The 14,293-nt window shown below is 69.8% G+C and carries 9 protein-coding genes; 5 read left to right on the top strand and 4 right to left on the bottom strand.

Going from position 1 to position 14,293, the window contains the following annotated elements; all coding sequences use genetic code 11:
- Positions 1 to 204 precede the first annotated feature (204 nt).
- Positions 205 to 372, bottom strand: coding sequence for a hypothetical protein (locus tag VF092_06900; protein HEX6747010.1), 168 nt, complete (start codon positions 370 to 372; stop codon positions 205 to 207).
- Positions 373 to 883: 511 nt separating this feature from the next.
- Between VF092_06900 and VF092_06895 the strand changes: the two genes are divergently transcribed.
- Positions 884 to 2,104: a hypothetical protein gene (locus tag VF092_06895; protein ID HEX6747009.1), complete on the top strand. Its 1,221-nt coding sequence runs from the start codon at positions 884 to 886 to the stop codon at positions 2,102 to 2,104.
- 5 nt (positions 2,105 to 2,109) lie between these two features.
- On the opposite strand, the gene VF092_06890 is transcribed toward VF092_06895, so the two are convergent.
- On the bottom strand, positions 2,110 to 2,331 hold the full coding sequence (locus tag VF092_06890) for a hypothetical protein (GenBank protein HEX6747008.1): 222 nt from the start codon (positions 2,329 to 2,331) through the stop codon (positions 2,110 to 2,112).
- Between the two features lie 125 nt (positions 2,332 to 2,456).
- On the opposite strand from VF092_06890, the gene VF092_06885 reads away from it, so the two are divergent.
- Entirely contained in the window at positions 2,457 to 3,308 is an 852-nt protein-coding gene (locus VF092_06885) for a helix-turn-helix domain-containing protein (protein ID HEX6747007.1), read from the top strand.
- A 332-nt stretch (positions 3,309 to 3,640) separates the two neighbouring features.
- On the opposite strand, the gene rph is transcribed toward VF092_06885, so the two are convergent.
- On the bottom strand, positions 3,641 to 6,235 hold the full coding sequence (gene rph, locus VF092_06880) for a rifamycin-inactivating phosphotransferase (GenBank protein ID HEX6747006.1): 2,595 nt from the start codon (positions 6,233 to 6,235) through the stop codon (positions 3,641 to 3,643).
- Between the two features lie 626 nt (positions 6,236 to 6,861).
- Between rph and VF092_06875 the strand changes: the two genes are divergently transcribed.
- Positions 6,862 to 9,036: an EAL domain-containing protein gene (locus VF092_06875; protein HEX6747005.1), complete on the top strand. Its 2,175-nt coding sequence runs from the start codon at positions 6,862 to 6,864 to the stop codon at positions 9,034 to 9,036.
- A 349-nt stretch (positions 9,037 to 9,385) separates the two neighbouring features.
- On the opposite strand, the gene VF092_06870 is transcribed toward VF092_06875, so the two are convergent.
- The gene (locus tag VF092_06870; protein ID HEX6747004.1) at positions 9,386 to 11,467 is read right to left on the bottom strand and encodes an alpha-1,4-glucan--maltose-1-phosphate maltosyltransferase; all 2,082 of its coding nucleotides are present in this window, start codon (positions 11,465 to 11,467) and stop codon (positions 9,386 to 9,388) included.
- A 318-nt stretch (positions 11,468 to 11,785) separates the two neighbouring features.
- Here VF092_06870 and VF092_06865 point away from each other — a divergent pair, with 318 nt between their 5' ends.
- Positions 11,786 to 13,690 (top strand): PAS domain S-box protein, encoded by a 1,905-nt coding sequence (locus VF092_06865; protein ID HEX6747003.1) that lies wholly within the window; start codon positions 11,786 to 11,788, stop codon positions 13,688 to 13,690.
- 122 nt (positions 13,691 to 13,812) lie between these two features.
- Positions 13,813 to 14,061, top strand: a complete 249-nt coding sequence (locus tag VF092_06860; protein HEX6747002.1) for a hypothetical protein — start codon at positions 13,813 to 13,815, stop codon at positions 14,059 to 14,061.
- The last annotated feature ends 232 nt before the right edge of the window (positions 14,062 to 14,293 follow it).

The raw sequence follows: 14,293 nt of genomic DNA, 5'->3' as shown, positions 1-14,293 counted from the left end.
GTGCCTCCACAGTGCGGGCACGGCTCACTCTGCTTCGTGCGTTGGCGCGCCATCTCCCTCTCCAGGCTTGGGGAAGCCAGCGAAACCCAGGCGCGAGAAGCTATCTGTTCGATTCGTCCATGTCAAAGGGAGTCACTACCGATCTATCCTCGCGTCAGCACGGAGATTCGATCGGACGCACCAATACTTCGCCCGGACCTGGTATCAGAAGCGCGGCGTGCAGCAGGTGATGTTGGTCAGGCACGACTTGCAGGTGAAGCCGATCCCCGAGTTGGCGTACGCGTCCACCGTACCGCGCTCCTCGCCCGGCTGCTCGGTCTCGAACGACAGCACCGCGAGCTCTTCCACGGCCAGCCTGATCTTCTTCTGCATCGTCCTGTTCTCCGTTACGGGGATGGATGGGGTCGACAGGCGTTCATCATAAGGCAATCAGATCGCGAATAAAAGTGACTCGCTCCAACTTTCCCAATTTCCAACTTTCTCCCTTCTGTTCTTGCAACTGCGTTCAAATCCTCCCGTCGGTCCTTTTGATTATCGGGTGTTTGGGGACTTCATAGCGTGGCTGCCAGCGTATTGATCCTTCACCCCGTATGCGTTCTCAGCCACCTTGCGGCCGCGAAGAGGCGGACGAATCCTGTGCCGCATCGTACCCATGGCTAGGCCGCAGCCTCAATCCTCATCAAACCTGTCGTGTTGCGTGTGATGTGGGGCGGGTGGCGGAAGCCCGTTTCGGCTACTGGGTTTGTCCGCTTTGTCCCCCTATGATATATGACGACCATTCGCGTGCGCCCGGACGGAGCGGCGCACGGACCCGCGACAATGAGGAGGCAGAATGGGCGCTCGCCACCGGAGCACCTGCGACCTTCCGCACGCCCCGCTGCAGATGGTGCACCCCGCCGCCATCCCCGGCGCGTCGGTGAGTGGATCCGAGATCCTCCGCGAGCTGCCTTCCGCCGAGGGCGTCGTCCTCTTTTCGCTCTTCACCACCGCGCTGTTCTGGAGCTGCGGCGCCGAGAACCGCGTCCCGGAGCTCGCAGCCGTCGAGCGGCAGGCGCTGGCGCAGCTGAACGAATGCGCCTGCTGGGCCGGCATTGCCGTGATCGCACGCCATCTCGCCAGCACCACGCCCGCGGACCGGGACGAGCTGGCGCAGGCGTGCTTCTGCGTGGCGGACTGGGCGTCGGGCCACAACGCGCGCGAGACGGCGCTCGCCTTCACCCTCCTCGCCGCGCTGATCGTTCCGCGGCACCCGCGCTACGCCTGGGCGGCGGGCCGGATGCTCAGGAGCCACGGCCGCATGCGCGAAGCCGAATTCTGGTATCGCCGCAGCCACAGAGTCGCGGTATGGATGCGTGATGCCTATGGCCAGAGTATTTCGCTCAGCAGCCTGGGAGTTCTTGCATATATCGCGGGCAGTCAATCGAAGGCGGAGCGGCGGCTGGAAAAAGCATTGCTCGTAGCTTCGCGCCATGGGCTTCGCATACTCGAAGGAGAGATCCTTCACAACCTCATGCTTCTGGAGATGGAGCGGCACGAATTCGCTCGTGCCGAGGAGTACGCCGCACGGGTCGTTGAGCGGTATCTCCCCGATCACGAACGCCTCCCGGCTCTCGCCCACGACATCGCCTGTCTCTGGATGGAGCAGGGGCACTTTGCACGAGCACTGCCGGTCCTCTGCTCCTTGGTCCCGCGCTTCACCGATCCTGTCGAGAAGTTCCAGGTTTTCGCCGCACTCGTCCGTGCCGCAGGCGGTGCAGGCGACAAGGCGGCGTTTGCCTCCGCTTGGGTAGGCGCGGATGCATGTCTCCCCTTGGTTCAGGAAGAATCCCTGCACGCCGGGGCTTTTCTCGATCTCGGAAGAGGGGCGGCCAGTCTGGCGTCGTGGGATCAGGCGGTCAGCGCATTTCAACGAGCCGAGTTGATCGCCCGTTCGCGGGGTGAAGCAGATGTGCTCTTCAAGGTCGAGTCCGCTCTTGATGCGGTGAGGCGGCGAGAGGGCGCGGACCACAGCGCGCGCACGGTTCCGCAACGCTACGGAACCGCCGCTGCGGACTCGATTGCGCGGAACGTCATCCAAGCATTGCAGCCGGCCCTCACCGCCTGATGGTGTCAGTGCCCGGCACCCATCGTGTTGGGTCCCGATGTGGTCGTAGTCGTCCCGGTGGTGGTGGTCGTTGTTCCGCCGTCGCCGGTGCCGGTGACGTTGCCCGAGCCGAGACCGTTCCCACCGTCGAACCGCGGCGCGGTGGTGACGATCGAAGCCGTGGGCGATTGGGCGCACGCGCCGAGAACGGCCGCGGCGGCAAGGGTTAGCGCGAGTCTGATTCTCATGGGAATCGACCTCCTGTGGGTGAACCGGCCTGGACCAGCGGACACCCAAACATAGGGGCCAAAGTGGACGTATCCACACATCGACTGCACGAAATGAGTGTGTCTGCCGCCGAAGGTGGTGCGCCGTGACGCGGCTTGGCGAGCGCACGGTGCTGATCACCGCCACGCCGGCGCTACGCGCGCTGGCCCGGCGCACGGGCGAGTACCAGCCGCGCTGGTTCGACGGGTGGGACGACCTGGCCGGGGCGATGGAGACCGCGCCGCCCGCCGTCACCGTCATCGCCGACGCGTACCTGGGCGCGCAGCCGGGCGCCGGGCCGTCGCCGCGGCTGCGGGAGTTGCTGGAGTGGCGCCCCAGCATCCCGGTGATCGCCGCGCTGCCGCTGGTGCCCGAGCACGGGCCTGACGCGGTGGCGCTCTTCGCCTGGGGCGTCAGCCAGGTGCTGGACCTGCTGATGGAGGCGCGCCCCGCCGTGGTGCAGGCGCGGCTGCGCGACACGCGGGCGCGGCCGCTCAAGCGGCGCGTGGAGGCGATCCTTTCGCAGTACGCGTCGGAGAACGCGCGCAACCTGCTGCGCGCGGCCAGCGAGGTGGCGGTGGAGGGCGGCGGCGCGCCCGAGCTGGCGCGGCTGTTCGGCGCCGACCCGCGCACCGTGGCCGCGTGGTGCCGCCGCGAGGGGCTTCCCGCGCCGCGCCGGCTGCTGGCGTGGACGCGCGTGCTGCTGGCGGCCATGCTGCTGCGCGAGGAGGGGCGGAGCATCGTGAACTCCGCCCGCGGCGCGGGGTATGCCACCGACCACGCGCTGCGCCGGGCCATGCGCGAGCTGGTGGGCGGCGACCCGGCCACCATCTCCCGCGGCGAGCTGTTCGACCGCGCGGCCGAGCGCTTCAACGCCGAGCTGCGCGACCTCCGCGAGGACGCGCGCGAGCGGAGCCGTCCGCTCCCCGGCAGCCGGGCCGGCGCGCTGTACGGGTGAACCCTGGCAGATGGGCTGCGTTCCGCCGGTCTCTCATCCCTCGCGGATGCCGGAGGTTGCAACCGGCGCGGACGCAGCCCACCTGCCGGGCCGTTCATCCCACACGACGAAGGGGCGCTTCCAGCATCGGAAGCGCCCCTTCGTCTTAACGTGCCGCCCGGCTACGTGTGGAGTGCATTCCGACATCCACAAAAGAATGACTCACACGGAGGGAACGGAGGTAACGGAGAAACTCCCGATCGCGTTCAGTTCCTCCGTTACCTCCGTTTCCTCCGTGTGAGATTCTTCAGTTCGGGAACATGGGAATGCACGGTAAATCCTGAGAAACGGCATCAGGACAGGATCTCGACATACCCTTCCGTCCCATGCACGCGGATCCACTGGCCGTCCCGGATCAGCCGGGTGGCATGCTCCACACCCACGACGGCGGGCAGGCCGTACTCCCGCGCGATCACGGCGCCGTGGGTCATCAGGCCTCCCACTTCCGTCACCAAGGCCTCGATCGCGACGAACAGCGGCGTCCAGCTGGGGTCCGTGTAGGCGGTGACAAGGATGTCGCCCGGCTCGAGATCGGCCTCCGCCATGTCGAGGATGACGCGGGCGCGGCCCTCGATGGTCCCGGCGGACACCGGTAGCCCGACGAGCGCGCCGGCCGGCAGATCCTCACGCCGGTACGACCCGGCCACGGCCTCGCCCTCCGACGTGAGCACCCGGGGCGGCGTGAGCGCCTGGTACGACCTGAACGCTTCCTTCCGATTGCGGATGAGCTGGTCATCCGCCTGGCGCGTGCGCACGACGTCGTGGAGCTCCTGGAACTTGAGGAAGAAGATGTCTTCCTTCTCACGAAGCACGCGGGCCCGCACGAGGCGCTCGGCCTCTTCCATCAAGGCCTGCTTGTAAACGAAGTACCGGCTGACCATGTCGTACTTCGGATACTCGCGGTACCCGGCGAACGTCCGGACCCGGTCGATCATCCGCTTCGTCTCTTCGGCCTTCTGCTCCCCGTCCGGCAGCGTCCGCAGGCGTTCCAGCACCTCCTGCTCCTTCCTCCAGGCCTCCTCCCGCCCCTGCTCGAAGCGCCGCTTGCCGGCGCCCGGCTCGAAGTTCCTGACGTTGCCGAGGATCAGGGGCACGAGCGTGGTGGGGCGTTCGCTCCAGCGCGGGCGCGTGATGTCGATCTCGCCGACGCAGCGCATGCCGTACCGGTCGAGCCAGGCGCGGATGGCGTCTCGCGCTTCCTGCCCGCCCGGGAGCCCGGGCAGCTCGTCGAGGAAATCCTCATCGTCGACCTGCTGCAGAAAGGCCACTACCTCCGGGTGCGGGCGGATCACATCCGCGACGTCGAGGAGCGCCAGGCCCATCTCCGACGTGACGTTGTGGGGGACGGACTGCGTGAGCGTATCTGCCGCGTTCTTCTCGCCCAGCCACGTCTCCAGGCGCTCGTTCAGCCACCACGCAGCCTCCATCCCCGCCATGACCACCTGGAGGCTCCTCGGATCGAGCCGGACGCGCTTCCGCTGCTCAATGTCCGCGAGGATGAACTCGAGCAGCGCCGTTCCGGATAGCGGTCGGATGTCGCGCTGCAGGGCGGCGATGGAGGCCTCGCTCCGCGCGATCAGCTCGGCGACGATGGCCGGATCGGTCTCGATCGTCTCGGACCCGGCGCCGGGCGGTTCCCATGCGGGACCGGCGTCCGGGAGCGACGGAATGAAATCGCCGCGATCGAGGATGGTCTGCAGCGCGTCGCCGATCAGCGGATCGGATTTCCCCAGGAGACCCACCATGCTGCCGCGGCTCGCCGGGGAAGCCAGGATCTGTGTGACGTCGACGAACAGCCTTCCGCCGGCTTCGGCCATCGGCCGCGGGGTCAACATCTGCCAGAAGGAGAGCCCCAGCGGCTTGATGGGGTCGGTCATCATCTGCTGGTGTCCGACCGAGACGTAGACGTGGTTCTCCCCGTCGCCGGCCTCGGGGATGGGAAAGAGCGTGGTGATCGGCCGGCTCTGGACGACCTGGAAGTCGTCGTCGGCCAGGCACCACTCGATGTCCTGGGGGCGGCCGAAGTGCGCCTCGATCCGCCGGCCCAGCTCGGCGAGCCGCACCACCTGCGCGTCCGTCAGCGCCGGCTGCTCCCGCCGCTCCGGCTCGATCGCCCGCTCCTCCGTCCCGCCCCCCGGCGACGCGAAGATGGCGAGCCGCTTGGCGCCGATCGTCCTGGCGACGACTTCGCCGTCCCGCACCTTGTAGACGTCCGCGTTCACCAGGCCGGAGACCAGCGCCTCGCCGAGGCCGAAGCCGGCCTCCACGGAGGAGATCTTCCGGTTGCCGGTGATCGGGTCGGCCGTGAACAGGATGCCGGCCGCCTGCGGGAAGACCATCCGCTGCACCACCACGGCCATTTGCACCTGCCGGTGGTCGATGCCGTTCCGCAGGCGGTAGGTCACGGCCCGCTCGGTGAAGAGCGAGGCCCAGCATCGGCTGACGTGCCGGAGGATCGCCGCCGGCCCTACGACGTTCAGGTAGGTGTCCTGCTGGCCGGCGAAGGAGGCCGTCGGCAGGTCCTCTGCCGTCGCGCTGGAGCGGACGGCGCAGGCGGCCTGCTCGCCGAGGCGGGCGAGCGCGCCGGTGATCGCCGCCGCCAGGTCGCCGGGGATGGCGATCCCTTCGATCGTCCCGCGGATCTCCGCGCTGAGCGCGCCGATCGCCTCCCGGTCGTCCGGCTCCAGGCGCGACAGCCGGTCGAGCCGATCGCCGAGCGACGGCGCGTCCGCCAGAATCCGCCGGAAAGCGTCCGTCGTCACGCAGAAGCCGTCCGGCACGTGGATGCCTTCGATCCGCGAGAGCTCTCCCAGGTGCGCGCCCTTGCCGCCGGCGACCGCGACCTGCGTCTGGTCAATCTCCTGGAAATCCAGTACGTAGCGGTCCATCCGCTCCCTCCCTCGTGCGTTGTCGGCAACCTCTCGCCGGGCGATTTTTCGCCGACAACTCTGCAGCACGACGGGGGGCTGGCCGCAAGCCCCCGGGTGGGCTATAATTTGAACGTGGCGAGGGGGAGATGCTCCCCCTTCGCCCGCGGCCGGGACGAAGAGACAGGGCGCAGGGGAGACCATCCCCCGCGCCCTTTTTTACGTCTTCGGCTCCCTACACCAGTCATGTCAGGACCGCGATCGGGTTCTCTGCGCCTCTGTGATCCTCCGGCTTCTCTGTATGAAAAATCAGGACCGCAGACACCCGGGTAGATGATCGCGGATCCCCGTCATCCCCTACATCTGTTCACCTCACGCCGCGTAAACCGATTGACGCAGAACCACTTGCGCACGTATTCCCCGCTCCTGGGGATCTGCGGGGATGCCCGTGGAGACGGCGAGAAATGGCCGTTTCCGCACAAAGCGGTTAAAAAGGTACCGCGCGCGGTGACGCGCGTTTACTTTCGGTCGTCAACACCTCCGCACGGCGAAAATCCCCCCAGCGTCCCTGCCGCCGCGCTCCGAACGGGAGCGGCGCCGCATTCCGTCCCCACCGGAATGAATCCTGTCCCGCCACAGGGGAGAGAATGCCCGCTTCGAACCTCGAAGCTGTCACGCCGCGCGGCTCGTCCGCGCCCGCTCCCGACACGCTGACCGGGCTCGCCGCGTTCACCGAGCGCGTGCTGGCAGTCCCCGTCTCCATCATCCACCTGCACGACGGCCGCGCCTTCTACGGCCGCGCGGGGCACGACCCGCGCTGGCGGGCGCGCCGGGCGGCGCACATCTCGCGCTCGCTCTGCCGCATTCCCACGGCCACGGGGCGGGCGCTGCTGGTGGAAGACGCGCGCACGCATCCCGAGGTGGTGAGGAACCCGGGGCTCTGGCTGGGCGAGGTGGCGTACGCGGGCGTGCCCATCCGCACCGCGGACGGCGGCGTGGCGGGAAGCCTGTGCGCCATCGACACGCGCCCCCGCGCCTGGAGCGACCAGGACGCCGAGGTGCTGGACCACCTGGCGTCGATGGCGGGCGACCTGCTCGAGCGCCGTCCCGCGGCCGCGGCCGAGGCGGGGTTCGTGGGCGCCATCGCCGGCGCGCGCGGGCGGCTGTCGCTGAGGATGCTGGAGAAGGCGGTGGAGACGATGCAGATCGGCGTCACCATCACCGACGCCGACGGGCACATCCTCTACTCGAACCCCGCCGAGGCGGCGATGCACGGCTGGTCGGTCGACGAGCTGCGCGGCCGCCACGCCAGCATCTTCGCGCCGGCCGAGCACGCGCGCCCCATCACCAGCCGGGAGATGGCGCGGATGGCCGGCTGGAGCCGCGAGACGGTGAACGTGCGGCGCGACGGCAGCGTCTTTCCCGTGCTCCTGCGCTCCGACGTGGTGCGCGACTCGCGCGGCGAGGTGGTGGGGCTGGTCACCTGCTGCGAGGACATCACCCAGCGGCGCGGGATGGAGCGCCAGCTCCTGCGCAACGCCTTCTTCGAGCCCGTCACCGGCCTCCCCAACCGCGGCCTGTTCGCGCACCGGCTGGAGGCGATGGTGGAGCGCGAGCGCCGCGGCGAGGCCGACTTCGCCGTGCTGGCCGTGGGGCTCGACCGCTTCCAGCTGGTGGCCGATTCGCTCGGCCGCGACGCCGCGGACGAGCTCCTGGTGGCCGTGGCCGCGCGGCTGCGCGAGTGCGTGCGTCCCGACGCGCTGGTGGCGCACGTGGCGCGCGACGAGTTCGCGGTGCTGCTGAACGAGATCGACGGGATCGCGGAGACCACGCGGGTGGCCGCGTGCCTGCAGGACTCGATCGCCCGCCCCTTCGCCGTGGCCGGGACGGAGGTGGCCACGGGGGCCAGCGTGGGGATCGCGCTCAGCTACACCGGCTACGAGCGCGCCGAGGACGTGCTGCGCGACGCGGCCATCGCGCTGGGGCGAAGCCGCGACGGGCGGCAGGGGCAGTACGAGGTGTTCGACCGCGAGATGCACGCCCGCTCCATCGCCCGGCTGCGGATGGAGACCGATCTGCGGCGCGCGCTGGACCGCGGCGAGCTGCGCGTGCACTACCAGCCCATCGTCTCGCTGGGGACGGGGCGGATCGCCGGCTTCGAGGCGCTGGTGCGGTGGCAGCACCCCGAGTGCGGGCTCCTTCCCCCCGACGCCTTCATCCCCCTGGCCGAGGAGACGGGGCTGATCCTGCCGATGGGGATGTGGGTGCTGGCCGAGGCCTGCCACGCGCTGCGCCGCTGGCAGGACGCGCATCGGGGCGATACGCCGCTGACCATGGCGGTGAACCTGTCCGCGCGGCAGTTCCTGCAGCCCGACCTTCCCGAGCGGGTAGCCCGCGTGCTGGCGGAGACGGGGATCGCGCCGGGGACGCTGAAGCTGGAGATCACCGAGAGCGTGCTGATGCAGCACACCGAGCAGGTGACGGCCACGCTGCACCGGCTGAAGGCGCTGCAGGTGCAGCTGCACATCGACGACTTCGGCACCGGCTACTCGTCGCTCGGCTACCTGCACCGGCTGCCGCTGGACGCGCTGAAGATCGACCGCTCGTTCGTGATCGAGAGCGCGAATCTGCCCCTCGTCCGCACCATCGTCGCCCTCGCCCATGCGCTGGGCGTGGCGGTGGTGACGGAAGGGATCGAGAGCGCCGAGGTGCTGCGCGAGCTGCGGTCGCTGGAGTGCGAGTACGGGCAGGGTTACCTCTTCTCGCACCCCCTCCCCGGCCCCGAGATCGCCGCGCTGATGGCCGCCGAGCCGAGGTGGTGACGGGTGCGAGAGTGCGAAGGTGCGGAAGTGCGGAAGTGCGGAAGTGCGTTGAATTGAGACGCAGGACCAATGGAGAACGGCGACAGCGCGGATTTGCTGTCGCCGTTGCCATTTATCGAGCCCTCTCCGGCTCGGTTAAGCTCGCCCCTCTCGCGTACCGGGGAGAGGTGGCCTGGATGCGTCCATCATCTCGACGAGCATCCTGCCCGCCCCCGGCAGGCCCCCTCCCCCGGCCCCTCCCCCGCTGCGCAGGGGAGGGGAGAACTCAGCGTGGACGCTGCATCGTCACTTCATCCAGTTCGCGCCAGATCCCACCGTTCCCGCACTTTCGCACTTTCGCACTCGCCCCTCACACCAGCGTCGGCGCCATGAAGTAGTCGAAGCCCGTCTCCGAGCTGCGCCAGGCGCGCACGCGATAGATGCGCCCGGGGGCGTCGGGCTCCAGCCGCACCCACTGGTCGGCGCCGTGCCAGAAGTGGCGCTCGCCGGTGAGCAGCTCCTCCACCTCCCACGGGTCGCCCCACCCGATCCCCATCTCGTGCAGCGGGAAGTGCAGCACGGTGTCGTGCGCGGCGAACGGGTCCAGGTTCACCGCCACGAACACCATGCTCGTGCGGTCCTCCGTCATCTTCCCGTAGAACAGGATGTCGTCGCCGTCCGCCCCGTAGAAGCGCAGGTTGTCGTACTCGTGCAGTGCCGGGTTCTGCCGCCGCACCTGGTTCAGCCGCGTGACCAGCGGGCGGATGTTCCCCGGCCGGTCCCAGTCCCACGCCCTGATCTCGTACTTCTCGCTGTCGAGGTACTCCTCCTTCCCCGGCAGCGCGCGGTTCTCGCACAGCTCGAAGCCGCTGTAGATCCCGTAGACCGTCGACAGCGTGGCCGCCAGGATCGCGCGGATCATGAACGCCGGCCGCCCGCCCCGCTGCAGGAACTCGGGGAGGATGTCGGGCGTGTTGGGGAAGAGGTTCGCCCGGTAGTACTCCTTCGTGGGCGTCTGCGTCAGCTCGGTGAAGTACTCGATCAGCTCGCCCTTGAAGTTGCGCCAGGTGAAGTAGCTGTAGCTCTGCGTGAACCCCGCCTTGGCCAGCGCCTTCATCATCTTGGGCCGCGTGAACGCCTCGGAGAGGAAGATGACGTCCGGGTACTGGCGCTGCACCTCGCGGATCATCCACTCCCAGAACTGCACCGGCTTGGTGTGCGGGTTGTCGACGCGGAAGATGCGGACGCCCTGCGCCACCCAGTGCAGGATCACGTCGCGCCACTCGCGCCACTGCCCCTCCCAGTCGTCGCCGTAGAAGTTCAGGGGATAGATGTCCTGGTACTTCTTCGGCGGATTCTCGGCGTACTTGATGGTCCCGTCCGGACGGACGTAGAACCACCCGGGATGCTCGGCCACGTAGGGATGGTCGGGCGACACCTGGATGGCGAAGTCGAGCGCCAGCTCCAGCCCGTGCTCGTGCGCCGCGTCCACCAGCGCGCGGAAGTCGGCGAGCGTCCCCAGCTCGGGATGCACGTCGCGGTGCCCGCCCCCCTCGCCGCCGATGGCGTAGGGCGAGCCGGGATCGTCCTCCGCCGGTGTCAGCGTGTTGTTCTTCCCCTTCCGGAACTGCCGGCCGATCGGGTGGATGGGGGGGAAGTAGAGCACGTCGAACCCCATCTCCCGCACGTACGGCAGCTTGTCGATCACGTCGCGGAAGGTGCCGTGGCGCGCGGGATCGTCGGACATCGAGCGGGGGAAGAGCTCGTACCACGCGGCGAAGCGGGCGGCCACGCGGTCCACCTGCACGGGGAGGAGACGATCGTACTCGGTCAGGTCGGTGCGGATGGGGTTGGCCTCCATCAGCGCCAGCAGTTCGGCGTCGAGCGCCGCGGCCACGCGATCTGCGAGCGTGCGGTCCCCGTCGCCCGCCTCGAGGATGGAGGCGATGGTCTCGAACTCCGCCTCCTCGTGGAGATGCGTGATCTCCCCCCGCTCGTCGCCCAGGATCTCGACCAGAAAGCGGCGCAGCTTCCCCGCGTCCGGCTCCGCCGCCTCCGCCGCGGCGACGGCGACGAGCTGCGCCCCCTCGAACAGCTCCAGGAAGACGTTCTGCCCCGCGTCGTACTTCTTCCGCAGGTCCGACTGCCAGGTGCCGAACCAGTCGGTCCAGGCGACGACGGTGAAGTACCACCGGCAGTTGCGGTCGACGGTGAAGGCGCCGGTCCAGCGGTCGTTGTCCCAGAAGCGCATGGGCGCCTCGCGCCACTCCGTCTCGTCCTCGGCGCGGTAGCGGACGGCGGCGGCGATGGCGTCGTGCCCCTCCTTGAAGATGTCGGCGAACACCTGCACGGTGTCGCCCACCTCGCGCTTGACGGCGTAGCGGCCGCAGTCCAGCTCCGGCTCCACGCATTCGATCACGATCCTGCGGCTGGCGTCGATCGTCTCCGGCATATGCAGATTCCGTCCGTCGTATGTGGTCGTTCCCGGCCCGCGCGCCGCGCGCAAGCGCCGCGCCATGGGCGGGATGAAAGTACGCGGAACGGATGGAAACGATAGAAGTGCTGAGTGCTGAGTGCTGAGGAGCGGCGGCGGTCGCGAGCCGCGGCTCGCCCCGGCTGGATTCCCACTCAGCACTTCGGTACTCATCACTCAGCACTTCCCTTGGCCGGAACCTTGCGGCAGCGAGCCGGGAAAAATTCGACGCCCATCCGTCGTCCCTCGCCGCGCGGCTGCCGACGCCCGCGGCCGGACCGCCATTGCCGCCGAGTGATGCAGGACCACACCTCGATCGCCCATCTCCTCGACTCGCTGGAGCCGCGCCTCCGCCAGACGCAGGACAGCGCCGACCCCGACCTCCTGCGCCAGCTGCTGGGCGAGGCGTCGCGCGCGCTGCACGTGGCCGCCGCCGAGCTGCGCGAGGCGCGCGAGGCCCTCGTCGCGGAGCGCCGGGGCGAGGGCGACGCGGCACCCGGCGAGGCGGAGCCGTTCCGCACGCTCTTCGCCGCGTCGCCCGACGCGCTGCTGGTGACGGACAGCCAAGGCGTGGTGCGCCACGCCAACTCCGCCGTCGGCACCCTTCTCGGCGCGCGGCGCGAGGACCTGGCCGGGGCCGCGCTGGAGACCTTCGTCATGGAGGGCGACCGGCCCGCGCTCCGCGACGTGCTGGCGATGGTGCGCGCCAGCATCGAGCCGCGCCGCCTGGAGCTGCGCCTCCGCCCCGGCCGCCGGCTGCCGGTGCGCGTGGAGGCGGCCGCGTGGGCGTGCGGCGTGGGCGAGGGCGTGGCGTGGTCGCTCCGCCCCTCGTCCGCGCCGGCCGTCGACAAGGATGCGGGAGGAGACGCCGAAGCGCTGCGGGCGCTGGTCGACTCGCTTCCCGCAGCCGCGGCGGCGATGGACCTCGACGGCACGGTGCTGACCTGGAACCGCGCCGCCGAGCGGCTGCTGGGGTGGCGCGAGGACGAGCTGGCCGGCCGCCCCAACCCCGCGGTCACCGACGAGCTGCTGCACCTGCTCGACGCCATGCGCGCCGCGGGCCCCGACGCGGAGCCCTGCCGCGCAGTGGCCGAGGCGGCGTGCACGGACGGCAAGACGCGCAAGGTGGAGCTCCTGCTGGCGCCCGTGACCGACGCCATCGGCGCGGTGACGGGCACCGTGGCGCTGATGCGCCGCGCGGGCGAGCCGGCGCCGTCGGAGACCGCGGCCGACGGGCGGCAGCCGTGGTCGCCGGGCGAGCTGCGCCGCGTGCTCCTTTCCCCGCGCGGCCGCGGCGAGTTCGCGGCGCGGCTGCGGGCGGGCGTGGCGGCGGGCGTGCACACCGGGCATCTCCGCCCCGGCGACCGCCTTCCCAGCATCCGCGAGGCGGCGCAGGTGTCCGAGACGGACCACCGCATCGTCTCCGCCGCCTACCAGCGGCTGGCCGCGGACGGGCTGGTGGAGATCCGCAACCGCCGCGGCGTGGTCATCGCCCCGCTCCCCAGGCCGCACGGGCCGGAGCTGAACGAGAGCGCCGAGTGGCTGTCGAAGGTGCTGGAGGAGGCGTCGGAGCTGCAGGTGCGCGTCCCCCATCTCCCCGACCTGGTGCGGAGATGGACCGCCACGGTGCCGCTCCACTGCCTGTGCGTCGACGCCACGGAGGACGCGCGGACGGCGCTGGCGCACGAGATGTCGCACCAGTGGGGGATGAAGGCCACGCCCGCCCCCGTCGACGACGTGTTCGACGCCGTCGCCCGCCACGAGCTGGCCGAGGCGATGCGCGAGGCCGACCTCGTCGTCACCACCCCCTTCCACGCGCACGTCGTCCGCCCGCTGGCCGACACGCTGGGAAAGCCGCTGGTGATCGCCACCGCCAACCCGGAGATGGTGGCGACGATCGAGGCACGCCTCCGCCGCGGCCCGGTGACCGCGGTGCTGGCGGACGAGCGCTACGGCGACCGCCTGCGCGCCTTCGAGGGCGGCGAGGGGATCCGCGTGGTCCTCGCCGGCGACGCCGACGCGGTGGCCGCGCTGGACCCGGCGGAGCCCGTCGTGGCGACCCTCGCGGCGCTGCGCCGAATCTCCGCGCCGCTGCGGCTGCTGGTGCCGGCGGGGCACTTCGTCTCGCCCGTGGCCGCGCGCGCCATCGCGCGGGTGCTGATCGCCGCCAACGTGGACGCCGCCCGGCTGCGCGGGGAGTAGCGCGGGAGGCCATCTGCTACGGATGACGCTTGCACTCCACGCGTTTCTTCGATTACCGTAGATGGAAACGCACCACGCGGTGATCCCATTCGTTGCATCCTCCCCTCGTCCCTGCCCCTCCCATGGCCCTGCGGACCTTCACCTCGCGCGACGGAAGCACCTGGACGGTGTGGAACGTGATCCCCACGCTCGCCCACAAGGACCGGCTGGTCTCGCTCAGCGCGGGAATGACGCACGGGTGGCTGTGCTTCGAGTGCTCGGGCGTCAAGCGCCGCATCGTGCCCACGCCGGCCGACTGGGAAGGATGGACGGACGACCAGCTCGACACCGCCCTCGCCGGCGCCGCGCCCGTCGAGCGCCGTACCGACTAATCAACAGAAATCACACAGAGGCACGGAGAAAACGGAGAGGCACAGAGGACCACGGTGAGTTCTCTGTGCCTCTCTTTTTCCTCCGTGTCTCTGTGCAGGCGTTCGACAGCACCGTTTTACACGTTGGCCATAAGAGGTTGAACAGCAACAAGATACAACAAGACCCCGTCGGACGCGTGTACAACGCGTCCGGCGGGGTCTGAATCGAGGCAAGTGCTTACACAGGTGTAAC

Source organism: Longimicrobium sp., from assembly GCA_036377595.1.
GTDB lineage: Bacteria > Gemmatimonadota > Gemmatimonadetes > Longimicrobiales > Longimicrobiaceae > Longimicrobium.
Note: the sequence above shows the minus strand (reverse complement) of the source record. Positions and strands in the feature narration are given on the sequence as shown.

Excerpts from the sequence above, each read along its gene's own strand:
- VF092_06900 (HEX6747010.1), bottom strand. The coding sequence starts at position 372 with ATGCAGAAGAAGATCAGGCTGGCCGTGGAAGAGCTCGCGGTGCTGTCG.
- VF092_06895 (HEX6747009.1), top strand. The coding sequence starts at position 884 with ATGGTGCACCCCGCCGCCATCCCCGGCGCGTCGGTGAGTGGATCCGAG.
- VF092_06890 (HEX6747008.1), bottom strand. The coding sequence starts at position 2,331 with ATGAGAATCAGACTCGCGCTAACCCTTGCCGCCGCGGCCGTTCTCGGC.
- rph (HEX6747006.1), bottom strand. The coding sequence starts at position 6,235 with ATGGACCGCTACGTACTGGATTTCCAGGAGATTGACCAGACGCAGGTC.
- VF092_06875 (HEX6747005.1), top strand. The coding sequence starts at position 6,862 with ATGCCCGCTTCGAACCTCGAAGCTGTCACGCCGCGCGGCTCGTCCGCG.
- VF092_06870 (HEX6747004.1), bottom strand. The coding sequence starts at position 11,467 with ATGCCGGAGACGATCGACGCCAGCCGCAGGATCGTGATCGAATGCGTG.
- VF092_06865 (HEX6747003.1), top strand. The coding sequence starts at position 11,786 with ATGCAGGACCACACCTCGATCGCCCATCTCCTCGACTCGCTGGAGCCG.
- VF092_06860 (HEX6747002.1), top strand. The coding sequence starts at position 13,813 with ATGGCCCTGCGGACCTTCACCTCGCGCGACGGAAGCACCTGGACGGTG.